The 23,623-nt window shown below is 71.5% G+C and carries 23 protein-coding genes and 1 pseudogene; 11 read left to right on the plus strand and 13 right to left on the minus strand.

Annotation, left to right across the window (positions count from 1 at the left end):
- Nucleotides 1–134: 134 nt before the first annotated feature.
- The 3 genes from QRX50_RS47765 to QRX50_RS47775 all read right to left on the minus strand — a co-directional run bounded on the left by QRX50_RS47765 (nucleotide 135) and on the right by QRX50_RS47775 (nucleotide 4,662).
- Nucleotides 135–710, minus strand: coding sequence for a GNAT family N-acetyltransferase (locus QRX50_RS47765; protein ID WP_285969646.1), 576 nt, complete (start codon nucleotides 708–710; stop codon nucleotides 135–137).
- A gap of 200 nt (nucleotides 711–910) precedes the next feature.
- Nucleotides 911–3,064 (minus strand): ATP-dependent DNA helicase RecG, encoded by a 2,154-nt coding sequence (recG, locus tag QRX50_RS47770; RefSeq protein WP_285969647.1) that lies wholly within the window; start codon nucleotides 3,062–3,064, stop codon nucleotides 911–913.
- Nucleotides 3,065–3,066: 2 nt separating this feature from the next.
- Nucleotides 3,067–4,662, minus strand: coding sequence for a DAK2 domain-containing protein (locus tag QRX50_RS47775; protein ID WP_285969648.1), 1,596 nt, complete (start codon nucleotides 4,660–4,662; stop codon nucleotides 3,067–3,069).
- Nucleotides 4,663–4,795: 133 nt separating this feature from the next.
- On the opposite strand from QRX50_RS47775, the gene rpmB reads away from it, so the two are divergent.
- Nucleotides 4,796–4,987: a 50S ribosomal protein L28 gene (rpmB, locus tag QRX50_RS47780; protein ID WP_091623274.1), complete on the plus strand. Its 192-nt coding sequence runs from the start codon at nucleotides 4,796–4,798 to the stop codon at nucleotides 4,985–4,987.
- Between the two features lie 72 nt (nucleotides 4,988–5,059).
- Here rpmB and QRX50_RS47785 read toward each other — a convergent pair whose 3' ends face one another.
- The 5 genes from QRX50_RS47785 to QRX50_RS47805 all read right to left on the minus strand — a co-directional run bounded on the left by QRX50_RS47785 (nucleotide 5,060) and on the right by QRX50_RS47805 (nucleotide 8,618).
- Nucleotides 5,060–5,851 carry an alpha/beta fold hydrolase gene (locus tag QRX50_RS47785; protein WP_285969649.1) on the minus strand — a complete coding sequence of 264 codons (792 nt, stop codon included), beginning with the start codon at nucleotides 5,849–5,851 and terminating at the stop codon, nucleotides 5,060–5,062.
- Between the two features lie 64 nt (nucleotides 5,852–5,915).
- On the minus strand, nucleotides 5,916–6,593 hold the full coding sequence (locus QRX50_RS47790; protein WP_285969650.1) for a uracil-DNA glycosylase: 678 nt from the start codon (nucleotides 6,591–6,593) through the stop codon (nucleotides 5,916–5,918).
- Nucleotides 6,594–6,624: 31 nt separating this feature from the next.
- Complete coding sequence (locus tag QRX50_RS47795) at nucleotides 6,625–7,155, minus strand: gamma carbonic anhydrase family protein (protein ID WP_220237650.1); 531 nt, start codon at nucleotides 7,153–7,155, stop codon at nucleotides 6,625–6,627.
- Nucleotides 7,156–7,171: 16 nt separating this feature from the next.
- Nucleotides 7,172–7,645, minus strand: a complete 474-nt coding sequence (locus QRX50_RS47800) for a GNAT family N-acetyltransferase (RefSeq protein ID WP_285969651.1) — start codon at nucleotides 7,643–7,645, stop codon at nucleotides 7,172–7,174.
- 10 nt (nucleotides 7,646–7,655) lie between these two features.
- Nucleotides 7,656–8,618, minus strand: a complete 963-nt coding sequence (locus QRX50_RS47805; protein WP_285969652.1) for a thiamine-phosphate kinase — start codon at nucleotides 8,616–8,618, stop codon at nucleotides 7,656–7,658.
- A 138-nt stretch (nucleotides 8,619–8,756) separates the two neighbouring features.
- On the opposite strand from QRX50_RS47805, the gene QRX50_RS47810 reads away from it, so the two are divergent.
- Nucleotides 8,757–8,990, plus strand: coding sequence for an Lrp/AsnC family transcriptional regulator (locus tag QRX50_RS47810; RefSeq protein WP_285969653.1), 234 nt, complete (start codon nucleotides 8,757–8,759; stop codon nucleotides 8,988–8,990).
- 19 nt (nucleotides 8,991–9,009) lie between these two features.
- A complete protein-coding gene (locus QRX50_RS47815) occupies nucleotides 9,010–9,555 on the plus strand; it encodes a DUF3515 domain-containing protein (protein ID WP_285969654.1) in 546 nt (181 codons plus the stop codon).
- On the opposite strand, the gene QRX50_RS47820 is transcribed toward QRX50_RS47815, so the two are convergent.
- The gene (locus QRX50_RS47820; protein WP_285969655.1) at nucleotides 9,536–10,885 is read right to left on the minus strand and encodes an MFS transporter; all 1,350 of its coding nucleotides are present in this window, start codon (nucleotides 10,883–10,885) and stop codon (nucleotides 9,536–9,538) included. The two genes, QRX50_RS47815 and QRX50_RS47820, sit on opposite strands and share 20 nt — an antisense overlap.
- A 391-nt stretch (nucleotides 10,886–11,276) precedes the next feature.
- Here QRX50_RS47820 and QRX50_RS47825 point away from each other — a divergent pair, with 391 nt between their 5' ends.
- Complete coding sequence (locus tag QRX50_RS47825; protein ID WP_285969656.1) at nucleotides 11,277–11,801, plus strand: hypothetical protein; 525 nt, start codon at nucleotides 11,277–11,279, stop codon at nucleotides 11,799–11,801.
- 46 nt (nucleotides 11,802–11,847) lie between these two features.
- Here the strand turns inward: QRX50_RS47825 and QRX50_RS47830 are convergent, their stop codons facing one another.
- Nucleotides 11,848–12,945: a D-alanine--D-alanine ligase family protein gene (locus tag QRX50_RS47830; protein WP_285969657.1), complete on the minus strand. Its 1,098-nt coding sequence runs from the start codon at nucleotides 12,943–12,945 to the stop codon at nucleotides 11,848–11,850.
- 825 nt (nucleotides 12,946–13,770) lie between these two features.
- The gene (gene pdxR, locus QRX50_RS47835) at nucleotides 13,771–15,141 is read right to left on the minus strand and encodes a MocR-like pyridoxine biosynthesis transcription factor PdxR (protein WP_285969658.1); all 1,371 of its coding nucleotides are present in this window, start codon (nucleotides 15,139–15,141) and stop codon (nucleotides 13,771–13,773) included.
- 89 nt (nucleotides 15,142–15,230) lie between these two features.
- Here pdxR and QRX50_RS50200 point away from each other — a divergent pair.
- Nucleotides 15,231–15,931: pseudogene (locus tag QRX50_RS50200) on the plus strand (pyridoxamine 5'-phosphate oxidase family protein).
- Here the strand turns inward: QRX50_RS50200 and QRX50_RS47850 are convergent.
- Together QRX50_RS47850 and QRX50_RS47855 are read right to left on the minus strand one after the other, a co-directional pair.
- Nucleotides 15,903–17,357, minus strand: a complete 1,455-nt coding sequence (locus QRX50_RS47850) for a sensor histidine kinase (RefSeq protein ID WP_285969660.1) — start codon at nucleotides 17,355–17,357, stop codon at nucleotides 15,903–15,905. The pseudogene QRX50_RS50200 and the gene QRX50_RS47850 overlap by 29 nt on opposite strands.
- A complete protein-coding gene (locus QRX50_RS47855) occupies nucleotides 17,354–18,055 on the minus strand; it encodes a response regulator transcription factor (RefSeq protein ID WP_285969661.1) in 702 nt (233 codons plus the stop codon). The genes QRX50_RS47850 and QRX50_RS47855 overlap by 4 nt, the downstream gene beginning before the upstream one ends.
- 139 nt (nucleotides 18,056–18,194) lie before the next feature.
- Between QRX50_RS47855 and QRX50_RS47860 the strand changes: the two genes are divergently transcribed.
- From QRX50_RS47860 to QRX50_RS47885, 6 genes are all read left to right on the plus strand, one after another.
- The gene (locus tag QRX50_RS47860; RefSeq protein ID WP_285969662.1) at nucleotides 18,195–19,550 is read left to right on the plus strand and encodes a ferredoxin reductase family protein; all 1,356 of its coding nucleotides are present in this window, start codon (nucleotides 18,195–18,197) and stop codon (nucleotides 19,548–19,550) included.
- A gap of 10 nt (nucleotides 19,551–19,560) precedes the next feature.
- On the plus strand, nucleotides 19,561–19,968 hold the full coding sequence (locus QRX50_RS47865) for an FMN-binding protein (RefSeq protein ID WP_285969663.1): 408 nt from the start codon (nucleotides 19,561–19,563) through the stop codon (nucleotides 19,966–19,968).
- The gene (locus tag QRX50_RS47870) at nucleotides 19,968–20,726 is read left to right on the plus strand and encodes an FAD:protein FMN transferase (protein WP_285969664.1); all 759 of its coding nucleotides are present in this window, start codon (nucleotides 19,968–19,970) and stop codon (nucleotides 20,724–20,726) included. The genes QRX50_RS47865 and QRX50_RS47870 overlap by 1 nt, the downstream gene beginning before the upstream one ends.
- A gap of 174 nt (nucleotides 20,727–20,900) precedes the next feature.
- A complete protein-coding gene (locus tag QRX50_RS47875) occupies nucleotides 20,901–22,343 on the plus strand; it encodes an outer membrane protein assembly factor BamB family protein (protein ID WP_285969665.1) in 1,443 nt (480 codons plus the stop codon).
- Between the two features lie 76 nt (nucleotides 22,344–22,419).
- The gene (locus tag QRX50_RS47880; protein WP_285969666.1) at nucleotides 22,420–22,797 is read left to right on the plus strand and encodes a VOC family protein; all 378 of its coding nucleotides are present in this window, start codon (nucleotides 22,420–22,422) and stop codon (nucleotides 22,795–22,797) included.
- Nucleotides 22,794–23,615: a class I SAM-dependent methyltransferase gene (locus QRX50_RS47885; RefSeq protein WP_285969667.1), complete on the plus strand. Its 822-nt coding sequence runs from the start codon at nucleotides 22,794–22,796 to the stop codon at nucleotides 23,613–23,615. The genes QRX50_RS47880 and QRX50_RS47885 overlap by 4 nt, the downstream gene beginning before the upstream one ends.
- Nucleotides 23,616–23,623 lie beyond the last annotated feature (8 nt).

Consider the following 23,623-nt stretch of genomic DNA (forward strand, 5'->3'; position numbering starts at 1 on the left):
GCGGCTCGCGGGTGACGTCGCGGGCAAGCGGGTGGTGGAGCTCGTTGTGCGGGCGGGAGTCTGACGGCTCAGTTCACCGAGCGTTGAGGTCCTGACCAGGGTGGAACCGCGATTGCCGTTGAGGGGCGAAACCGTCAGCCTTGAAGAGAGGTGCGGTAGCGGACTTCCTCGATGGTGACCGTGCCGTTCGCGACGGATTCGACCTTGGTGCGGCCGTCGAGGGTCCAGCCGGTGCGTTCGTAGAAGGTGCGGGCGCGGGTGTTGCCGGCGAGGACCCAGAGGGTGGCGGTGGGGAAGTCGGTGGCCAGGGCCGTGAGGGCGAGGGTGTGGAGGGCGCGGCCGAAGCCCTGGCTCCAGAACTCGGGCAGCAGGTAGATCGAGGCCAGTTCGCCCGTGTCGGGGGTGGCGTCCTCGTCGCGGCTGGGGCTGGAGGCGGCGAAGCCGGCGATGGTGCCGTCGGGGGTTTCGGCGACGAGGACGGTGTGGCGGGGTGCCGGGGCGGCCAGGTTCTCCGTCCAGAAAGCTTCGCGGCGGGACGCCGAGAGGCCGGCGAGGAAGTCGGCGGGGAGGAGGCCGGCGTAGGCGGCCTGCCAGGAGCCGACGTGGACGCGGGCGATGCCGGAGGCGTCCGCGACGAGGGCCGGGCGGACGGTCGCAGCCGAGGCAGGTGTGGTCGCCGGGCCGGAAGCAGCAGAGTCCGACGAAGTCACAGCGGCGGAGCCGGAGCCCGACGACGGCACAGCCCCGGAGCCAGAGCCCGACGAAGTCACGGCGCCAGACCCGGAGACCGACGACGCCACAGCACCAGAGCCCGAAGCACGCACAGCCCCGGAGCCAGACCCAGAGCCCGAACGAGAACCGCGCGTATCAGCGCCAAAACCCGCCGAACGACCCGAAGACTCCGAAGCCGTCAATTCTTCTCCAAGTACTCCGCGCGCTCCATGTCCACCACATCGGACACCATCTGGGCCAAGCCAGGGTACGAAGAGAGCGTCGGGTCGCGCACCACGATTTCCTGGGACTGGGCGCGCGCCTCGGTGATCACGTCTTCGTCGCGCAGGAGCGACAGCAGTTTCAGGCCCGAGCGTTTCCCGGACTGGGCCGCGCCGAGGATGTCGCCCTCGCGGCGGAGTTCGAGGTCCAGGCGGGAGAGTTCGAAGCCGTCGGTGGTGGACTCGACGGCGGCGAGGCGTTCGCGAGTCGAGGTGCCGTCCAACGTCTCCGTCACCAGCAAGCACAGGCCCGGCACACTGCCCCGGCCGACGCGGCCGCGCAGCTGGTGCAGCTGGCTCACGCCGAAGCGGTCGGCGTCCAGGATGACCATTGCGGTGGCGTTGGGGACGTTCACGCCGACCTCGACGACGGTCGTCGCCACGAGGACGTCGATCTGGCCGGCGCCGAAGGCCTGCATCACAGCGTCCTTCTCGTCCGCAGGCATGCGGCCGTGCAGCGCCGCCACGCGAAGGCCCTTCAACGGCCCACCCGCCAGCTCCGGCGCGACGTCCAGCACCGCGAGCGGCGGGCGCTTGTCGCTCTTGTCCGACGGGGGCTCGTCGCCGATGCGCGGACACACGACGTACGCCTGGTGCCCCTTCGAGACTTCCTCGCGCACGCGCTCCCAAGCCCGGTCGAGCCACGCGGGTTTCTCCGCCACGGGCACCACGGTCGTCTTGATCGGCGAGCGTCCGACAGGCATCTCGCGCAGCGCGGACGTCTCCAGGTCGCCGTACACGGTCATCGCGACCGTGCGCGGGATCGGCGTCGCGGTCATCACCAGCACGTGCGGCGACGTGGAGTCCGAACCGCGCGAGCGCAGGGCGTCGCGCTGCTCCACCCCGAAGCGGTGCTGCTCGTCGACGACGACGAACCCGAGGTCGGCGAACTGCACCGTGTCCTGGATCAGCGCATGCGTGCCGACGACGATCCCGGCCTCGCCGCTCACCGTCTCCAGCAGCGACTTCTTGCGTTCCTTCGCACCCATCGAGCCGGTGAGCAACGTCACGCGCGTGGCCTTCTCCGCAGCCCCCAGCTCGCCCGCCATGCCGAGCTCGCCGAGCATCTCCCGCAGCGAACGCGCGTGCTGCGCCGCCAGCACCTCCGTGGGCGCGAGCATCGCCGACTGTCGCCCCGAATCGACGATCTGCAGCATCGCCCGCAGCGCGACCACGGTCTTGCCGGAACCCACCTCGCCCTGCAACAGCCGGTTCATCGGGTGCTCGGTCGCGAGGTCCGCGGCGATCTCCTCGCCGATCGCGCGCTGGCCGGCGGTGAGGTCGAACGGCAGGCGCTTGTCGAACGCGTCGAGCAGCCCGCCGTCGGCGTGCGGGCTGGCCTTGGCCGGGCGCGACACCGCGGAATGCCGCCGCTGCGCGAAAATCAGCTGCACGGCCATGGCCTCGTCCCACTTGAGGCGGTGGCGCGAGGTCTCCAGGTGCGCCCAGTCCTCGGGCCGGTGGATGCCGCGCAATGCCCGTTCGAGACCGGGCAGCCCGTGCTGCTTCAGCACGTCGGCGGGCATCGGGTCGGCATCGACCTCCAGCACGTCGAGGACCTGTCGCACGCACTTCGCGATCGACCACGTCGGCATGCCCTGCGCCGCCGGGTACACGGGGATGATCTCGGCCAGGAAGTTGTCAACGGCCTCGGCTTCACGCTCGGCGTCGAGCAGCTCGTACTCCGGGTTGGCCAGCTGCAGGGTGTCGCGGAACGCGGTGACCTTGCCCGCGAACAGGCCGGTCTTGCCCGGCGCCAGTTCCTTCTCACGCCACGCCTGGTTGAAGAACGCGCAGGCCAGCCGACGTTTCCCGTCGGTGATGACCATGTCGAGGATCGTGCCGCTGCGCGACTTCATGCGGCGCTTGCTGATCTTCTCGATCCGCGCCAGCACGGTCGCGTGTTCGCCCAGCTCCAGGCCGGCGATGTCGGTGAGCTCACCGCGCTCGGCGTAGCGGCGCGGGTAGTGGCGCAGCAGGTCGGAGACGGTCTCGATGTCGAGCGCGCCCGACAGCGCTTTCGCCGTCTTCGCGCCCAGCAGCAGCGGCAGCTTTTCGCGCAACCCGGCCATTTCTATTCGACCCCCATCAGCAGCACGGCTCCGGCCTGGCCACTGGCATAACTCGTCAACTCCACTTCGGGGTGCTCCAGCCGCAGCTGCTCGGCGAGCTCCGCGGTCACGCCCGGCGGGGCGCCGGCCCCGCTCAGCACGGTGACCAGCTCGCCGCCGAGTGTCAGCATCCGGTTGAGCACGCTCATCGCGGCCGCGACGAGGTTCGTCTCCGAAGCAGGCGCCGGTTCGATCAGCACCACCTCGTCGTCGACCAGGCCGATCACGTCGCCGGACTGGGCCCGGCCCACCCAGGTTAGCGACTCCTCGCCCGCGATCCGCACCTCGCCACGCCTGGTCGCCGCGGCGGCCTCGGCCATGGCGACGACGTCGTCGTTGACCCGACGGCCCTCGTCGTGCACCGCGAGCGCGGCCAGCACCTGCACCGGCGAAGTGCAGGGGATCACCACGACTTCGCGGTCGCCGGCCATCGCGTGGCCCGCCGCCGCGTCGGCCGCGGCCGTGAGGTCGAGACCGCCGGGCAGCACCGTCACGTGCCGGCCCGCGGCCTCGTTGAACAGCCCGATCATGTCCTCGACGCCGGGTTTCCCGCCGTCGGGCACGGCCAGCACGGCGACGCCCTCGGCCCGCAGCAGCTCGGCCAGCCCTCCGCCGTGGACCACGGCCACTACCGACCGGTCCAGCCCGCCGCCGGGCTCGATCGGCATCGGGGTGAGCAGCGGCTCGACGCGGATCCGACGTGGCCGGCCCAGCTCCAGTCCGGCCTCGATGGCCGCGCCGATGTCGGCGCAGTGGACGTGCACCGCGTGGCTGCCCGAACCGTCGCCGGCCACCGTGACGCTGTCGCCGAAGCCGCTCAGCTCCTTGCGCAACGCCGGCAGCCGCGCCTCCTCGACGCCGTCCAGCAGGTACATGACCTCCCACGCGTACGGCGCGGGCTCGGCGGCAGCAGGCGCCTCGACGGTGGTCGTGAGCTCTCGCTCGGGCTGGGTGACGGTGCCGCTGATCACGCCGGCCAGCGCGTCGAGCACGGCGACGAGACCTCGCCCGCCGGCGTCGACGACCCCCGCTTTCGCGAGGGCCGGCAGTTGTTTGGGCGTCTCCTCCAACGCGGCCGCGGCTGCCGCGGCGACGGTGGCGGCGACCTCGGCCAGTGGCCGCGTGTCCTCCTGGACGGCCGCGGCCACGACGTGCAACACAGTCAGCATCGTCCCCGCGACGGGCCGGCTCACCGCGCCCGTGGCGATCCGGTCGGCGTGGGCCAGCGCGGCCGCGAGCCCGGCGCCGTCGAGATCGCCGCCGTCGGCCGCCCAGTCGGCGATTCCCCGCACGACCTGGGAAATGATCACGCCGGAGTTGCCGCGCGCAGCGGCGACGGCGCCCTTCGCCAGCACGGTCAGTGCCTCGGCCACGCCGGACGGCTCCGCCGCGGCCAACGCGTCGCGAGCGCCCGTCATGGTGTGCAGCAGGTTCGAACCCGTGTCGGAGTCCGCGACGGGGTACACGTTGATGCCGTTGATCGCCGGGCGCAGCACCTCCAGGCTGCGCACGCACGCCGCCGACCAGGCCGCCACCGCTGCCACGTCCAGCACCCGCACCCCGTAACCTCCTCGCCGGTCCCCGCGAGCGTATCGACCCCGCGGCGACCCGCCCGAGACGAGTAGTTACTATGGACGAGTTGCCCAGCTGGTCTGGGCGCCATTCTTTGTCCCATATCCAGAGGAGTTCGACGTGGCTGCCGTGTGCGACGTCTGTGGCAAGGGACCCGGCTTCGGCAAGTCGGTCTCGCACTCCCACCGGCGTACCAACCGCCGGTGGAACCCGAACATCCAGACTGTGCACGCCAAGATCGGCGTGTCCCAGCGCAAGCGCCTCAACGTGTGCACCTCGTGCATCAAGGCGGGCAAGGTCGTCCGAGGTTGAGGTAGGGGGCGCTCGTGAGGGCGCCCGATTGCCGCTGAATGGCGAGTGCTCGGTGAGCACTCGCCATTTTTGTCACCTCAGGAAGTCGGTCAGCACCGGGCGCAGCGATTCAGGCGCGTTGAGCACGCCGTGGTCCTGCCCGGGAATCGACTCGTAACGGGCGTGCGGCACGGTCTCGGCGACGGCCCGAGCCGCGGCGCCCATCCACGCTTCGCCGGCGCCACCCGACAGCACGAGCACTGGGACGGCGATGGCGGCCAGGCGGTCCACGGGCAGCTGCGCACCCGGACCGGTCACGGTGGTGTCGTAGGGCAGCGTGTGCGCGTAACCGGCGAACCAATCCCACACGGGCTGGCCCTTCATCGCCGCCACACCTTCGGGCGGGACGGCGACGCCTTCGGTCAGGAAGAGCTCCACGGCGCCGTCACGGTCGCCGTCGGCCAAGAGAGCACTGAGCCGATCCGCGAGGTCCTCACCAGGGCGTGGCCGCTGAGCGTCCACAATGAACGGCGGCTCGTACACGGCCAGCTTCGTGATCGGCAGCCCCCGCGCCGCCGCTTCGAGCGCCAGGATCGCGCCCGACGAATGGCCGAAAACCGCTGTCGCGCCCCCGACCGCGTCGATCACGGCCGACAGGTCGTCGAGCTCGCGTTCCACCGAGTAGACGGGCGCGTCCCCGCTTTCACCTCGGCCTCGCCGATCAACGGCAACGCATTGGAACCCGGCCTCGGCCAGCACGACGGCGAGCGCGGCCACGGTCGTCCGGTCGTTCACCGCGCCGCCGACGAGCAGCACCGGTGACCCGGCGCCGTAGGTGTCGAACGCGATCGGCGTGCCGTCGGCGGAAGTGACGGTGGTGGTCATGACTGTCCTCCTGGGTGTCGTTCTCACCTTGGAGGTCGGAGCCGCCGGCCGCGACCGGACGGGCTCAGGGAAGTTTCCACTCCACCGGCGCCGCGCCCTGGTCGGCCAGCAGCTGGTTCGCGCGGCTGAACGGCCGCGAGCCGAAGAAGCCGTTGTGCGCCGAAAGCGGGCTCGGGTGCGCCGACTCGATGCAGGGGATCTCGCCCAGCATCGGCCGCAGGTTGCGGGCGTTGCGGCCCCACAGGATCGCCACCATCGGCTCGTCGCGGGCCGCGAGCGCCTTGATCGCCTGCTCGGTCACCTGCTCCCAGCCCTTGCCCTGGTGGGAGTTCGGCTTGCCGGGCTGCACCGTCAGCGCGCGGTTGAGCAGCAGGATGCCCTGGTCGGCCCACGGGGTGAGGTCGCCGTTGGTCGGCAACGGGTGCCCGAGGTCCTCGGCGTACTCCTTGTAGATGTTGACGAGGCTCTTCGGCAGCGTCCGGACCTCGGGCGCCACCGAGAAGCTCAAGCCGACTGCGTGGCCCGGCGTCGGGTACGGGTCCTGGCCGACGATCAGCACTCGCACGTCGTGGAACGGCTGCTTGAACGCCCGCAGCACGTGCTCACCCGCCGGCAGGTAGGTGCGGCCCGCCGCGATCTCGGCGCGGAGGAACTCCCCCATCGCGCTGACCTGCGGGGCCACGGGCTCGAGGGCCTGCGCCCAGCCGGCTTCGACGATCTCGTTCAGCGGTCGTGCGGTCACGGCCCGCGAGCCTAGCGCGGTGCGAGCGGCGTCACCGTGGCGGGTCGAGCCGCCGAAGCTCTTCGCGGAACCGCGCCCCGCGGCGCACGTACGAGTCGACCACCGTGGCGATCTGCTCGGCGGAGAACGACTTGTTCGGCCGCACCTTGGCCGGCACGCCGAGCGCGATCTCGCCGGGCCCCACGTGCGAGTTGTACGACAGCACCGCGCCCGCGCCGACCATTCCGCCGTCCTCGATCACGGTTCCGTTCAGCACCACCGAACCCGACGCGATGAGGCAGCCGGTGCCGATCACCGCGCCCTCGACGTGCACGGCGTGGCCGATCGCCGACGACGGCCCGAGGATCGTCGGGTGCCGCTTGGTGCAGTGGAGCACGCAGCCATCCTGCACGTTGGAGCGTTCGCCGATCTCGATGTAGCCGTGGTCGCCGCGCAGCACCGTCTGCGGCCACACGGAGGCGCGCGGGCCGATGCGCACGTCGCCGATCACGGTGGCGTCGGGGTGGACGTAGGCGTCCGGGTGGATCGAGGGTTCGAGGTCACCGAGCGCGTAGATCGCCAAAGCCGTCTCCCGTTGGTCACACGAGGTTCTTGCCGAAACACCGGTTGTCCGGCTCGTCTTTGTACACGCCGAAACCCGGGATCTCCGTGTAGCCCGACGAACGGTAGAGGGCGATCGCCTCCGGCTGCTCGGTACCCGTCTCCAGCACGGCCCGCCGCCGCCCCGCCGCGACGGCCGTGCGTTCCAGCTCCGCGAGCATCGCGCGAGCGAAACCCTTGCCCCGCGCCGATTCCACGACGTACATCCGCTTCAGCTCCACGTCGCCGGGGCCGAACGCGGGCGCCGGCCCGTCGTGCGCGCGCCACGCGCCGGAGGCCACGGGCACGTCGTCGAGGTAGCCGACGAGGAACAGTCCGCGCGGGGGCGCGAACTGCGCCGGGTCCATCGGCGTCGAGTCTTCGCTGCCGTAGCGGCGCACGTACTCGAGCTGCACTTCCGCCATCAGCTTGGTCGCGTCGGGGTGGTCGTAGGCGACCGCTCGGATCTCCACGGGCGAGAGCCTAGTGCTGCTGCCAGTGCTCCCAGCCGCCTTCGTGGCCGTACTCCTTGCCGTCCACGGTCACGCCGGATCCCGGCATCGTCACGGCGCCGATCCTGCGCCAGCCCTCGGGCAGTTCGTCAAACGGCGGGAACGTGGCCGCGAGCGCGTGGTCCTCGCCGCCGGTGAGCACCCAGCGCAGCGGGTCGGCGCCGAGCGCGGTGCCGACTTCCTGCAACCGCGTGGAGATCTCGAGGTCCGTGGTGTGCACGTCGAGCCCGACGTCCGACGCCGCGGCGATGTGCCCCAGGTCGGCGAGCAGCCCGTCGGAGATGTCGATCATCGACGTCGCGCCGGCCAGCGCCGCCTGCGGCCCGGCTGGGTACGGCGGTTCCGGGCAGCGCTGCGCGTTCACGACCCCGACCGGCGAACGGAACCCTCGCCGCAGCACGGCCAATCCCGCCGCGGCCCAGCCGAGCCGCCCGCAGACGGCGAGAACGTCGCCGGGCCGGGCACCGGAGCGCGTCACGGGTTCGCGGTCTTCGAGGTCCCCCAGCGCGGTGACACTGATCACGATCTGATCGGCGCTCACCATGTCGCCGCCGGACACCCCGACGCCGCCGCGGGTCGCCTCGGCCCACATGCCGTTCATGATCTCCGTCACGACCTGGGCGGGAGTGTCCGGTGGGCACGCGAAACCCACGAGGACCGTGGTCGGTTTCGCGCCCATGGCCGCGACGTCCGACAGGTTCACCGCCACGGCTTTGCGCCCCACTTGCTCGGGGCTCGACCAGTCGAGGCGGAAGTGCACGCCCTGGACCAGCACGTCCGTCGTCGCCACCACGCGGCCGTCAGGCGCTGCCACCACGGCCGCGTCGTCGCCGGGACCGAGCAGTGTGGTCGCCGGCTGGCGACGCCCGTTGGTGACCGCCTGGATCAGCGCGAACTCGCCCGTCCCGGCCACCGAGCCATCGTCCGGTGACACCGGTCACCTCCTGTTTCTCTCCGTGTGCGAAGCCTCGACCACCGACAGTCGGATCCCCTAGGTTTTTCCCGGGGCTGGCGATACGTTGCCTACACCGTTCCTACCTCGACTCCATCGCTACCGACGAAAGGGCACGCCGTGGTCCACGCATACATCCTCATCCAGACCGAGGTCGGCAAGGCGGCCGCGGTGGCGGCGGAGATCTCCGGGGTGCCCGGCGTCACCAGCTCGGAGGATGTCACCGGTCCCTACGACGTGATCGTGCGCGCGACCGCGGACACCGTGGACCAGCTGGGGCAGCTCGTGGTCGCGAAGGTGCAGAACGTGGAAGGGATCACGCGGACCCTGACCTGCCCGGTGGTCCACCTCTGAGACGTGGTGCACTTCGGGGGTGGCAGATTCCGACACCGGCGCACCCCCGCGGGTGGTCCTCGTGGTCGCGGCCGTGCTCGTGGTCGCGCTGGCCGTGGTGGTCGCCTTCTTCGCGGTGACGAAGAAATCGGCGCTCAGCGGCGAGGGCGTCGCGAGTGGACCGCTCCCCCTCGTCGCCGTTCCCGCCCCTCAGGCGACCACGCCGGCGTGCACCACGGTCGTCGACGCGCTGCCTGCGACCTTGAAGTCCAACGGCCAGGACCTCGCCCGGCGCACGCTCGCCCAGCCCGCGCCGAAGGCCACCGTCGCCTGGGGTGACGGCGACGCGATCGTGCTGCGGTGCGGGCTCGACCGGCCGCCGGAGCTCACCCCCACCGCGCAGCTGCGCGTGGTCAACGGCGTGCAGTGGCTACAGGTCACCGAAGACGCCGCGGCCACCTGGTACGTGGTGGACCGCGACGTCTACGTCGCGTTGACCGTCCCCGACTCGGCCGGGACCGGCCCGCTGCAGACGGTGTCGGACACCGTCAACGCGAAGCTGCCGGTCAAACCTCTGAAGTTCTGACCGTCCGGGCGGCGATCGCCTCCAGCGAGTCGCCCGTCGTGCGTGGCCCCAGAACGGCGACGTCGACGATCAGCACCACCATCGCGACCGCGACCACGGCGAACATCGTCGCGGCGCCCTGCGTCTGCAGCACCGGCAGCAGGATGAACGGCATCGCCGCGGTGGCCAGGCGCGAGAGCGCGTAGGCCGAACCCGCGGCCGTGCCGCGCAGCGATGTCGGGAACAGTTCGCCCTGGTAGGTGTGGAACGCGTTGGAGAACACGTTGCTGGCGGCGGTGTAGCAGAAGCCGAACACCGCGATCGCGACGCCGGCCGTCGAAAAGCCGAACGCGAGCCCGAACACGGCCATCGCCGCGGCGCTCGCGACGATCAGCCACTTGCGCTCGATCCGTTCGATGATCGGGATCGAGAGCGCGGAGCCGATCGGGTAACCGAGGAACGTGAGCGCGCTGAACGTCAGCGAGTTCACGAGGCTGAACCCCTTGGCGGCCAGCACGATCGGCACGAGCGAGCCGAAGCCGTAGTAGCCGAACGCTTGCAGCAGCTGGAAGATGTAGAGCATCGACGTGCGCCGCGCCCACGGTTTGCGCAGGAGCGCGGAGAACCGCACGGGTTCCGGGGCGGGCGGTTCTGGCGCGGGCTCCGGGAGCGGTTGCGGCGCGGAGGCTTCGAGCTTGCGGACGATCTCGTCGGCTTCCGCTTCTCGCCCGCGAGCGGCGAGCCAGCGAGGTGATTCGGGCAGCGTGAACCGCAGGCTCCACACGACCGCCGCGCCGAGCGCGCCGATCACGAACAGCCAGCGCCAGCCGTTGACGCCGAGCGGCGAATGGCCGGCCAGCGCCCGCGCGAGGAAGCCGGCGGCGGGCACGCCGCAGAAGCCGAGCGTGTACGCCCAGGCGGTGGCGCGGCCGCGGGCGCGGGCGGGCAGCAGGTCGGCGAGGTAGGCGTCGGCGACGGGCAGCTCCGCACCGATGCCGATGCCGGCGATGAAGCGGCAGACGACGAGCATCCAGACGTCGGTGCTGAAGGCACCGAGCAGCGTGAAGACCGAGTACAGGCCGAGCGTGAGCAGGAACGCGCGGCGCCGGCCGAGCTGATCGGCGAGCTTGCCCAGGCAGACCGCGCCCACGAACGCCCCGACGAACGCCGACGCGAGCACGTACTTCAGCGCGTCGGCCGTGACGCCGAACTCTTTCGTGAGCACGGTGCTGATCGTGGCCGCGAGGAACAGGTCGTAGAGGTCGAAGAACGTCGCCACCCCCACCACGGCGACGAAGTACCGGTGCCGGCGGGTGACCGGGAGCCGGTCGAGCCGGGATGCGATCTGCACGCGTTGCCTCCTGCCCTGGCCTGGGCGTGCCGCGCGGGCCACGTCGGCGTCACCCGGTGCCACCGGATGATCACTGTAGTGGGTGAGGACGTTCGCCGGTTCGGCGGTTGTGGCGCTGTCCGTTTCGCCGGTTGTTCATCGGCTGGAAACAACGGAAACACCAAGTTGTTCCGGGCGACATCATCGGGAAATGCCGCGCCGGTGAAATTCTCCGTGATATCAGGCCGAGAATGTCAGGAGGTTTCTTTTCTTCGCCATTCGAATTGCCATCCGACTCTGATCGCCGCAGCTCCGAGTCGGCCGTTTCTCGTTGTACCACTTGGCCTTTCGACCCGTGGCGCGCCGAGTGAAACTGTCGCGCGCCGAATTCCGCCTCGGAAAGGAATCACCAGTGCCGCCGATAACCGTGATCTTCGTCGTCTCGGGACTCGCCGTTTGGCTGAACGGCTTGGCATTTCTCGGGATCGGCGCCAAACCCGTCGAGGACGGTCCGAATCCGCTGACCACGGTCGGCTGGGTGACATTGCTCGCCGGCGTCGTGGACCTCCTGCAAGCCGCCGTGATCATCGCGACGGCGCCGCCCGCGACGGGCATCCCGTTGGCCGGAATCGTCACGTTCTACGGCACGTTTTTCACCGCGCTGGGGGTGGCGCTCGTGCGAGGCCTGGACCTCCGGCCGATCGGCAACCTGGCCGTGCCGGTGGCTGTGGTGCCACTGCTGTGGTGGAAGTTCTTCGACGGCAGCTGGATGCTGCACTCGATCCTCGTGGTGTGGCTGGTCGCGTTCCTCGCGGTGGCGGCGACGACCTACGGCAAGCTGCCCGGCAAGGTGCTCGGTGGGATCCTCACCCTCACGTCGCTCTACACGTTCCTGACGCCGGCGGCGTTGCTCGCGCTGGGTAAGTCGATCCCCTGATCACTTGACCACACAGGGTCACCCGAGCGGGTGACCCTGTGTGGGGTCAGCGAAGGCCGGTGCCGCGGGCGATGGCGGTGTCGATGAGGGTCGACAGGAGCGTGCTGTAGTCGACGCCCGTGACCTCCCACATCTTCGGGTAGGCGGACTTCGTGGTGAAGCCGGGCATGGTGTTGACCTCGTTGATCACGAGGTCGCCGGCTTCGGTGACGAAGAAGTCGACGCGCGCGAGGCCCTGGCAGTCGAGCGCGCGGAACGCCTCGACGGCCATGGCACGCAGGCGGTCGGTGAGGGCGTCGTCGAGCTTGGCCGGGATGTCCAGCTCGGCGTCTTCGCCGAGGTACTTGGTCTCGAAGTCGTACCAGGCGTCCTCGCCTTCGGCGAGCACGCGGATCTCCGCCGGCAGCGAGGCTTCCACGCGGCCGTCGGGGAACTCCAGCACGCCGCACTCGACCTCACGCCCGACCACGGCGGCCTCCACGAGCACCTTCGGGTCGGTTCGGCGGGCCAGCTCGATGGCGGCGTCCACATCGGACCAGTCGGTGACGCGCGAGATGCCCACGGACGATCCCGCACGCGAGGGCTTCACGAAAACGGGCAGCCCCAAGCGTTCCCGGTCGTCCTGAGCCAAAGTGGACTGTCCACGACGGAGCGCCGCATACGTGCCCACCGGCAGCCCCTCCGCGGCGAGGAGCTTCTTCGCGTACTCCTTGTCCATGGCGGCGGCGCTGGCCAGCACGCCCGGGCCGACGTAGGGAATGTCGGCCATCTCGAGCAGGCCCTGGATCGTGCCGTCCTCGCCGAACGCGCCGTGCAGCACGGGAAAGACCACGTCGACGGTGCCGAGCACCTCGGTCGCCTGCCCGGGGTCGACCGTGCGCAGCTCGCGGCTGGTCGCGTCGCCCGCCAGCACGAGCGCGCGGCCGGACTCGACCGTCGGCAGCTCGCGCCCCTGGATGCTCAGCTCCCTCGGGTCGCCGGTGCCGAGCACCCAGCCACCCTGCGGGGTGATGCCCACGGGGAGCACCTCGTAGCGCTCCGGATCCAGATTCGCGATCACGCTGCCCGCCGACAGGCACGAGATGGTGTGCTCGCTGCTGCGCCCGCCGAACACGACCGCCACACGGATCTTCTCAGCACTCATGGTCGCTCACCGTACCGGGTGACCACGGCGAACGGCGCGCACCCGGCGTTGCGACGGGTCCCAGGGTCGGTCCGCCGGCGGGGGTGGTGGGTGCGGGTTGGGCATGATCAGGTGCTTGGTGGTCGGTCCGGTGGCGGTGCCGCCTGTCGTAGTTGCGGTTACGGGCGCTTCGTGGTGGGTTGCCCGAGTGGACCGGTCGCGTTGCACGGCGGGCGCGGTAGGTCCGCTCGCGCTGGACGCCGGTCACGCCTCGAGTCGGCAGTCCGGGGTACTTCCCGGGTGGGCAGCGCTGCGACAAACGGGCCGCGACGAGGAGCTCCGATCGGCCGGGCTTGCTCACCACCGAGCGCAACCGGCGACGGCGCCAAAGGACCATTCGCGCAACACGCTGCTCGTGCCCTCGTGCGGCAAAACCCGGCCCCCAGTCAGCGAAGCAAACCCGCCAGGGCCGTCGCCACAGCCTCGCGAGACAGAGATCCCCGCCGCCGAGCGTGACGACCGAGGTGCTCATCGAACCGGCGGCGCGGTGCGATCGGCGCCGCCGCCGAAACCCGGCTCTCGTGGTCAGCGAAGCTGGACTCGTCGCTGTCGGTGTCGGCACGAGAACCTCGCGCGAGAGGCCCCTGTCGCCGAGCGCGATGGCTGAGGTGCCACTGGACCGCGCACGCGACACGCCGCTCGTCACCGCAAGCGGAGAAGCCCAGGCCCCTCGCGGTCCGCCACGAAACTCTGTCGCCGTCGCCTCGAGGCCCGCGTCGCCGAGTGTGACGACCGAGGTGTCGCTGGACCGGTCGCGCGGTGCGGCAGGCTCGGCGAGGCCGTCGGTCAGCGAAGCAAGCCCACCAAAGCCGGCAGCGCACTCACCAACGCCTCCCGCGAACAGCCCGCGTACCCGAGCGCCACCCCGTGCACCGTGGGCGTTCCGGCGAAGTGGCGGGCCAGCCCGTCGAGCCGGATGCCCTGGTGTTCGGCCTCGGCCAAGCAGCGGGTTTCCCGGGCGGCGGAGTCAAACGGGACCACGAGGTGGGCGCCGGCGTCGTCGCCGAGGATGGGGATGGCGGAAGAGGTGAGGGCGGCCGAGAGCAGCGAGCGGCGTTCGGCGAGTTCGCGGCGGAGTTTGCGCAGGTGGCGGCCCAGGTCGCCGTGGCGGGCGAGTTCCACCAGCACGCGCTGGCCGGCCGGGGAGGGGCGGGTGCCGGTGAGGTCGCGGTAGGCGAGGACGGCCGAGGCGACCGACGAGGGCGCCACGAGCCAGCCGGCGCCGAGCGTGGGGGTGAGGATCTTGCTCGTGGTCCCCAGGTGGACGACGACGTCGGGCGCGAGGGCAGCCAGCATGGGCAGTGGGGCGACGTCGAAGCGGAGCTCGCCGTCGTAGTCGTCCTCGATGACGAGCATGCCGTCGGCGCGGGCGCGTTCCACGAGCTCCACGCGGCGCGCCGCGCTCATGCGGCTGCCCATCGGGTACTGGTGCGCCGGCGAGCAATAGACCGCCCGCGCGCCGGCGGGGATGGCGTCGGGGCGCAGGCCCTCCTCGTCGACGGGCACGCCCACCACCGTCAGTCCCGCGGAGCGGAACGCCTGCACGGCCCGCTGGTACCCCGGCTCCTCGAAGGCCACGACCGCGCCGCGCCGCAGCACCGCGGCCGCCAGCTCGACGACGGCGGCCGTCGTGCCGCCCGTCGCCAGGACCGAGCCGGCGGCCAGACCGCGGTGGCGCAACAGGTGTTCCGAAACGGCCGCGCGGTACTCGGGCAGGCCGGCGCGGTGGGCGCGGACCAACGGCTCCGGGTCGGCCGCCGCCCGCCACGCGCGGCGCCAGGCTGCGCGGTCCAGACCGGCCGCCCACGGCGTGCCCGGCGTCAGATCCAGTACGGGCGCCGTCTCGGGTTCCGGAGCGAGCGGTCCCGCCGGGGACACCGATGCGGCCGCGCGCGTCGGCGGTGTCGTCACGTACGTGCCGGAGCCGTGGCGCCCGGCGATCCAACCTTCGGCGTGCAGCTGCTCGTACGCGGCCGAGGTCACCGTGCGCGAAACCCCGAGCCGCTCGGCCAGCGCGCGGGTGGACGGCAGCCGGTCGCCGCCGCGCAGGTGCCCGCTCGCGGCGGCCTCGCGCAGGGCGTCGGCCAGCTGCACGGCCAGCGGCGTGCTCACCTCACGGTCGAGGCTCACCGGCAGCGCGGTGTCGGCGTACGACAACGAAACCTCCGAACCGAGAAAAGTGGACTTCCCAAGTGTAGAAGAAGTGGCCGTTCAACACGTCCACTCACCCAGGCGACACTGCGGATATGACCAGGCTCTCGCCGACCCCCCGCACGACCCTCGGCCGCAAGAAGAACCGCGCCGCCACCGATCGCGCGACGCTGCACGCCGTGCTCGACGAGGCCCTGATCTGCCACCTCGGCCTCGTCCGCGACGGCACGCCGCTCGTGCTGCCCACCGGCTACGGCCGCGACGGTGACACGCTCTACCTGCATGGTTCCACGGGCGCGGCCAGTCTGCGCACCGCGACACAGGACCTGGACGTCTACGTCACCGTCACAGCGCCGATCAAACACAGCTCGACAGCTGTTTTGAATTGAGGCTGTCTACGCCCGCTCGGTCAACAACCACTCCGTGAACTACCGCAGCGCCGTCATCCTCGGCCGCGCGCGCCTCATCACCGACCGCGACGAAGCTCCACGCCCTGCGCCTGCTCACCGACCACCTCTCCCCCGGCTCGTGGGACCACGCGCGCGGGGTGAACGCGAAGGAGTTCGCCGCCGTCTCCGTTCTCGCACTCGACCTCACCGAAGCCTCGGTGAAGCTGCGCGCCGAAGGCCCCGACGACGAGCCGGAAGACGTGCGCGCCAACGCGGCCTGGGCCGGCGTCCTCCCGGTCAGGACCGTCTTCGGCGAGCCCGAGCCCTCCGCCGACCTGGCCGACGGCTGGAGCGTGCCCGAGCACGTCGCCGGGCGCGTCACCCAGCCTGAGGTAGCTGCACGGTGAACACGGTCCGGCCCGGCCGGCTCGCGACGTCGACGGTCCCACCGTGCTCCACCACCAGCGAGTGCACCACGGACAGGCCCAGACCGGTGCCGCCGGCCGACCGCGTGCGTGAGTTGTCGACGCGGAAGAACCGGTCGAAGATCCGCAGCTGATCCTCCGGCGCGATCCCCGGCCCGGCGTCCTCCACCCGGATCACCGCACGAGAATCCACCACGGACACCGACAGCCCCACCCGAGTCCCCGAAGGCGTGTGCACGGCCGCATTCGCCAGCAGGTTGTCGAAAATCTGCCGCAGCCGCACCGGATCCGCGTCGACGAAGACCGGTGCGGAAGAACCCGGCGCCACCGAAAGCGGATGCGACGGCCGCCCCACCCGGAACGCATCCGCCGCGCCCGAAACGATCAGGACAACGTCCACCCGTTCGGGCCGCACCGGCGGCTCCGCGTCGTGGGCGTCGAGGCGCGCGAGCAGCAGCAGATCGTCGACGAGCACGCTCATCCGCGCCGTCTCCTCGCGAATCTTCGCCAGGTGCGCCTCGCGTTCCTCGGGTTCGTTCGCCGCCGCGTAACGGAAAAGGTCGGCATAGCCCCGGATCGACGTGAGCGGCGTACGCAGCTCGTGCGACGCGTCGGCCACGAACCGGCGAAGGCGCTCGTTGGCCGCCGTCCGCGCGGCGAGCGAAGACTCGATGTGCGTGAGCATCACGTTGAACGCCGTGCGCAACTCCGCCACCTCGGCGCCGCCCCCTTCGCCCGGGGCGCGCACCGGCAGGTTCGCCGTCCCCGTGAGGTCGTGCGACGCGATGTCGTGCGCCGTGCCCGCCATGTCCGACAACGGTCGCAGGCCGCGGCGCAGCACGAAGCGTCCCGCCACGACCAGGATCGCCAGCGCGATGAGAAACGCGATCACCTCGACCAGCACCAGCTGCCGCACCGTGCTGTCCAGGTCCGCCTGCGGCGCCGCGCTCAGCAACACCGTTCCGCGGCCGGCGGAATCCGTCGCGACCGGGCACGCGCGGACGCGATACGGCCCGGCGCCGTGGAGGTACACCGTGCGGAACACGTCGCCGCCAGTCGCGTCGGAAGCGACATCGGCGAGCGGGGTGAGGTCCGTCGGCAAGTTGCTGCCGGGCTGCGGCGTCGCCACGCCGCGGTCGACCTCGAACACCGCCGAGAACCACGAGTAGACGATTTCCGGGTTGCCGTGGGAGCTGCGCAGCCCCGGCACCTGCGCGACCTGGCTCGTCTTGAGCTGCTCGTCGAGGCGACGGCCGAGGTAACCGTGCATGAACCCGACCGTGACGGTCCCCACGATCGCGAAGACCACCAGCGCCAGCGCGCCGAGCCCGAACGCCAGCCGCGTGCCGAGCCGCGACGCGCGCCATGCGGCGTACCAGCGGCGAGCCCAGCGCCGCAGCCGCTTCACCGGCCCGCCCGCACGACGTAGCCGACGCCGCGCACGGTGTGGATCAGCGGTTCGGCGCCGTCGTCGAGCTTGCGGCGCAGGTGCGAGATCACCAGCTCGACCACATTGGACCGACCGCCGAAGTCGTACTCCCACACGTGGTCGAGGATCTGCGCCTTCGTGACCACGGCCGGCGAACGGCGCATGAGGTACCGCAGGAGCTCGTACTCGGTCGGCGTCAGCTCGGCGAGCCGATCGCCGCGGCGGACCTCGCGCGTGTCCTCGTCGAGCGTCAGGTCCGCCACGCGCAACACTGCGGTGCGCGGCGCCTGCGGCACAGAGATGCTCCGGCGAAGCACCGCCCGCAGCCGCGCCATCAGCTCCTCGACGGAGAATGGCTTCACGAGGTAGTCGTCGCCTCCGCGTGTGAGGCCGGCGATGCGGTCGGCGGTCGCGTCCTTCGCCGTCAGGAAGACGACGGGCACGGCGTTGCCGTGTTCACGCAGGCGGTCGAGCACGGTGAACCCGTCGAGGTCCGGCAGCATCAGGTCGAGCACCACGATGTCGGGCCCGAACTCCGCCGCGCGGCTGAGCGCGGCCGCGCCCGAGCCCGCGGTCACGGCCTGCCAGCCCTCGTAGCGGGCCACGGTCGCGACGAGATCGGCGATGTGCGGTTCGTCGTCGACGACGAGCAGCCGCACCGGGTTCGGGTTGTCCACCCCACCATCCTCCGTGACCACCGCGCGGGCGCGCGAGCGGAGCGCCCGGCCGACAGCCAGTCGACAGGTTCCGCCCAGATCCGCCACAGGTTCCGCGGCGACGCTGGCGTTCGTGACACCCGAGCCGAAGGGATTCCCCGTGAGTGTCCTGACCCCGATCGCCGTCCCGCCCCGCCCGGCGGTGGCGCCCCGCGTGGTCGCCAAGGCGTGGATCTTCGCGTTCCTGGCAGCCAACGTGATGCTCGCCACGGTGTTCTTCGCCCTCGGCGACCTGTCGGACGACCCGTTGATCAGCGCCGGGCGCCTCGCCGGCATCTACGCGGCGCAGGCCATGGCCGTGCAGCTGCTGCTCGTCGCGCGCCTGCCGTGGCTAGACCGCCGGCTCGGCATGGACCGGCTCACGTCGTGGCACCGCTGGACGGGCTTCAGCCTGCTGTGGCTGCTGGTCGCCCACGTCGTGCTGGTGGTCGTCGGCTACGCGGGCATCGAGCGCACGAACGCGGCCGACGAGCTGGTGCAGCTGGCCAACACCACCGAGGGGATCCTGCGCGCGATCGTCGCGTTCGCGCTCATCCTCGTGGTCGGCGCGGCTTCCGCCCGCTTCGCGCGCAAGCGGATGGCCTACGAGACGTGGCATTTCGTACACCTCTACACCTACGCTGCCGTGGTCCTGGCCTTCACGCACCAGATCGCCGTCGGGCAGTCGTTCGCGAGCCACCCGGCCGCCCGCGCGTACTGGTGGACGCTGTGGCTGGGCGCGGGTCTGGCCGTGCTGGCCGGGCGCGTGCTCCTGCCGTTGCGACGGAACCTGCGGCACCGCCTGCGCGTGGTCGCCGTGGTACCCGAGTCGCCCGACACCGTGTCCGTCTACATGACCGGCCGCGACCTCGACCGGCTGCCGGCCCGCGCGGGGCAGTTCTTCCTGTGGCGCTTCCTCACGCGTGAGCGCTGGTGGCAGGCCAACCCGTTCTCCCTCTCGGCCGCGCCCGACGGCCGCACGCTGCGGCTCACCGCCAAGGCCGTCGGCAGCTCCAGCGCGAGCCTGCGGTCCCTGCCGATCGGCACGCGCGTGTTCGCCGAAGGCCCATACGGCGCCTTCACCACCATCCACCAGCAACGACCGAACGCCCTGCTGGTCGCCGGCGGCGTCGGCATCACGCCGATCCGCGCCCTGCTCGAAGACGTGAGCGGTCACGTCGTGCTGCTCTACCGCGTGCGGACACCGGCCGACGCCGTGCTTCTCCCCGAGCTGCACGCACTCGCCAAGACGCGGGGCGCGGTCGTGCACGTCCTCAGTGGACCGTCGGATCTGCACGGCCCGCACGGTCCCGTGCTGGGTCCCGCCGCGCTCCACGCGCTGGTGCCGGACATCGGTGACCGCGATGTGTTCGTGTGCGGTCCGCCCGGGATGACGTCGGCCGTGCTGCGCAGCCTGCGGGAGCTGCGGGTGCCCGGCACCCAGGTCCACGCCGAACGCTTCAGCCTGGCCGCGTGAGGAGCTTCCGATGAATAAGACGATTTTCGTGGTCGCGCTGTCGATCGCCGGGTTCGTGGCCGTGTGGCGGTTCGACCCGACGCCGGCGACGAGCAGCACCACCGCCACGAGTGCCCCGCAGGTCAGCACCGCACCGTCCACTTCGGCCGGTTCCGGCGCCGTGACCACTCAGGGCAGCGCCGAGTCGACCGAGTTCGGCACCGTGCAGGTGCAGGTGTCCTTCTCCGGCAGCCGGATCACCGACGTCACCCTCGTGCAGCAGCCCGACAGCGGCCGCGGCGTCGACGCGATCCCGCTGCTGCGCGAGGAAGCCCTGCAAGCGCAGAGCGCGGACATCGACACCGTCTCGGGTGCGACCCAGACCAGCGAGTCGTACATCAAGTCGCTGCAGGCGGCGCTCGACGCGAAGGGCTCGTGATGGCCACGCACGTCGAGCAGGTGATGGGCCTGCCGGTGTCGCTCGACCTGCGCGACGAAGGCGACTTCACCGGCGCCGTCGCCGACGCGTTCCGGTGGCTGCGCGAGGTCGACGCCCGCTTCAGCCCGTTTCGCTCCGGCAGCGAGGTCTGCCGTTACGACCGCGGCGAAACCACCGAACTCAGCGCGGACCTCGACGAGGTGCTCGGCCTCTGCGCGTACTACGAAGACCTCTCCGGCGGCGCCTTCTCCGCCCGCCTGCCCGGCCGGGGCCTGGACCCGTGCGCCGTCGTCAAAGGCTGGGCCGTGCAGCGCGCCGCCGATCGCCTCCACGCAGCCGGTGCTCGGCGGTTCTGCCTCAACGCCGGCGGCGACGTCGTCACCGCGGGCGAGCCGGAGCCCGGACGGCCGTGGCGCGTCGGCATCCGCCACCCCGAACAGCCCGAAGCCGTGTGCGCCGTGGTCGCCTCTCGCGACGGCGCCGTCGCCACCTCGGCCGCGTACGAACGCGGCACCCACGTGCTCGACGGCCGCACCGGCCTGCCCGCCACCGGCCTGCTGAGCGTCACCGTGGTCGCCGAAGACCTCACGCACGCCGACGCGCTGGCCACCGCCGCGTTCGCCCTCGGCGCCGACGGCATCGCCTGGGCGGCCGAGCAACCCGGCTGCGACGTGCTGATCGTCGACGCCCAGCGGCGCGTCCACCGTTCCCCCGGCCTCGCGCTCGCCTGTCCCGAGTGTCCACAGTGCACTCGGTGAGATTCTGACCAGTGCCGGCGTGATGTCGTTGTCACCGGATGTTCACGGTGGCGGTGAAACGCGGACCGGCGAGCCGCGTCGTACTGAACGTGCTGCGGTTGACGACGGTTGCCGGTGTGGTGTGCGTGGTGGTCGCGCCGTTCTTGTCGGGGGGGCGCGACGAGAGCGAGCGGTGTGGGGCTGCTGTGGTTCGTCGCCGGGGCGGTTGTCGCCGCGGCGCTGGGGCTGGCGCGGTCGCGCAAGGTGCGAATCGTGGCGGCGGTCCTCGGGATCGCCACCGCCGTGGCCGCCGTGGTGCGGCTGGTGCTCGACGTGCGGGCTGGCGTGCCCGGCCTGGACACCCCGGTGCTCGCCGTGGGTGCGGTGGGGGTCGCGATCGGGCTGTTCGACGCCACGTCGTGGCGGATCCGTCCCGCCGGCGTGCTGGTGGCTCTCGTGGTGCTCGCCGCGGGGGTGGCAGCGCCGTTCGTCGCGGACCGGGCCGCCACCGCGAGCACGACCCAGGGCGTGCCGAACCTGACCTCCGAACCCGTGGCCGAAAAGCCCGGCGGCCGGCAGTGGTCCTGGCAGCCACCGGCCGACGTGAGCGCGATGGTGGCCGCGGGACACGGGGTCGTCGTCGCGGCCGCCGACGGTTCGGTGACGGCGCTCGACGGGCTCGACGGCAGCCGCGACTGGTCCTACGCCCGGCCCGGCGCCCGGGTCCACGCGCTGCTCGCGTCCGCCGACCGGCGCACGGTCGTGGCCGCTTTCGCGTCGAAGACCGACAGCAGCAACGACCTGGTGGTCGTCCTCGACGCCGACACCGGCACCGCGCGCTTCGACCGCGTGGTGCCGTCGGTCCTGGTCGAGACCGGCGAGATCCTGGTGGGCACCAAGACCTTGACCATCCGCGACGACGCGTACGCCGGCTTCGACCTCCGGACCGGCGACGAGCTCTGGCGCTGGTCCGCGCCGGCCGGTTGCCTGAACCCGTACACCTTGCCCGCGCAAGCCCGGACCGTGGTGCTCGCCGCGCTGGAGTGCGGGCGTTCCGCGGGACTCGTCGCGCTCGACGAGGTGACGGGTCACGAACGCTGGCGCCACGTGGTCGAGACCACCGGGCCCGACGACGAACGGCTCGACCTCTCGCCGGCCACCACCACCGACGGCGCCGTCGTGTGGCTGCGGCTCGTCGGCCGCGCCGCCGCCGACGGCTCGGTTCTCAACGGCCTGTTCGACACCGAGACCGGCCGGCTGCTGGCCCAGCCGGACGCGACGCGGTGGGTCCGCACGGACGTGGGGCCGATTCCCGTGATCGAACAGGAAAAGACGTCCGCCGAGGCCCTCGATCCCGGAACCGGCACCACGTATCCGATCGACCTCGGCGCCTGCCCCGTGCGCTCGGCCGACGCCACCACCCCGCACACCTACCTGCGCGCGTGCCAGGACACGGGCCGCGACCTGACCCTTCTGGTGCAGGGTTTCGACGGCAGCGCGCCGACCAGCCGGGTGGTGCGGATGGACGGCTCGGGCTCGCTGTCGGACCTGCGGCTCGTGCCGGCGCCGGGCGCGATCGTCCTGGCGCGTAGCACGTCCGGCGGCACACCCGCGCCGGTCGTCGGCTTCCCCAGCTGACGGCGGCGAAACCGCCTCGCGCGAGACCGGTCTTTTCGGGCAGACTGCGGCCAGACCGACCGAGCGAGGGGTGCAGATGCCGTCCATCGTCGAGAACACCACCTTCGACTGCGCCGATCCGTATGCGCTGGCCCAGTTCTGGAGCGGCGTCCTCGGCCGGCCCGTCGCCGACGAGGACGAGCCGGGCGACCCGGAGGTCGGCATCGAGCTCGACCACGGCGGCACGCTGCTGTTCATCCGCGTGCCCGAGACCAAGACCGTGAAGAACCGCATCCACCTGTGCCTCACTCCCGAAGGCCCGCGCGACGCCGAGGTCGAGCGCCTGCTCGCCGCCGGCGCGACGATGTTCGACGACCAGCGCCGACCCGACGGCACCGGTTGGGCCGTGCTGCACGACCCGGAAGGCAACGAGTTCTGCGTGCTGCGCAGCAAGGCCGAGAAAGCGGCGAAGTGACCAACTCGTTCGACCTCAACCGCGCCAACTGGGACGAGCGCGCGGCGGTGCACGCGAAGTCCGAGTACTACGGCTTCGAGCGCTTCCGCACGGACCCCGAGTACCTCAGCGACGTCGTGCGGTTCGACCTCCCGCGTCTCGGTGACGTCTCTTGCCTGCGCGGCGTGCACCTGCAGTGCCACATCGGCACGGACACGCTTTCCTTGTCCCGCCTGGGCGCGCGGATGTCCGGCCTCGACCTCTCCCCCGGCTCGCTGGTGCAAGCGCGCAGGCTCGCGGACAGCGTCGGCGCGGAGATCGACTACCACGAGGCCAACACCTACGACGCTGTCGACGTGTTCGGCGAAGGCACGTTCGACCTCGTCTACACCGGCATCGGCGCGCTGTGCTGGCTGCCGCGGATCGCCGAGTGGGCCACGGTCGTGGCGAGGTTGCTGAAGCCGGGCGGGCGGTTGTTCCTGCGCGAAGGCCACCCGATGCTGTGGGGGCTCGACGACGAAGCCGAGCGCGCGGGGCCGAAATACGACTACTTCGAGCACGCCGAACCGCTCGTGTGGGACGACGACACCACCTACGTCGACACCGACGATCCGCTCACCAAGACCACCACGCACTCGTGGAACCACTCACTGGGCGAAATCATCACGGCGCTGCTGGAAAACGGCCTCACGCTCACCGCGTTCACCGAACACGACACCGTGCCGTGGAATGCGCTGCCGCACGAAATGCACCAGGTCGACGGCGGCGAATGGCGACTGCGCGAGAACCCGCGGCGCCTCGCGGCGAGCTACACCCTGCAGGCGGCGAAGGTTTCCTAGAGTGCGGG

It is taken from the genome of Amycolatopsis sp. 2-15 (assembly GCF_030285625.1).
Lineage (GTDB): Bacteria > Actinomycetota > Actinomycetes > Mycobacteriales > Pseudonocardiaceae > Amycolatopsis > Amycolatopsis carbonis.

Coding starts and splice junctions, on each gene's coding strand:
- recG (WP_285969647.1), bottom strand. CDS start 3,064: ATGGCCGGGTTGCGCGAAAAGCTGCCGCTGCTGCTGGGCGCGAAGACG.
- QRX50_RS47785 (WP_285969649.1), bottom strand. CDS start 5,851: ATGACCACCACCGTCACTTCCGCCGACGGCACGCCGATCGCGTTCGAC.
- QRX50_RS47830 (WP_285969657.1), bottom strand. CDS start 12,945: ATGAGTGCTGAGAAGATCCGTGTGGCGGTCGTGTTCGGCGGGCGCAGC.
- QRX50_RS47865 (WP_285969663.1), top strand. CDS start 19,561: ATGAATAAGACGATTTTCGTGGTCGCGCTGTCGATCGCCGGGTTCGTG.
- QRX50_RS47870 (WP_285969664.1), top strand. CDS start 19,968: ATGGCCACGCACGTCGAGCAGGTGATGGGCCTGCCGGTGTCGCTCGAC.
- QRX50_RS47880 (WP_285969666.1), top strand. CDS start 22,420: ATGCCGTCCATCGTCGAGAACACCACCTTCGACTGCGCCGATCCGTAT.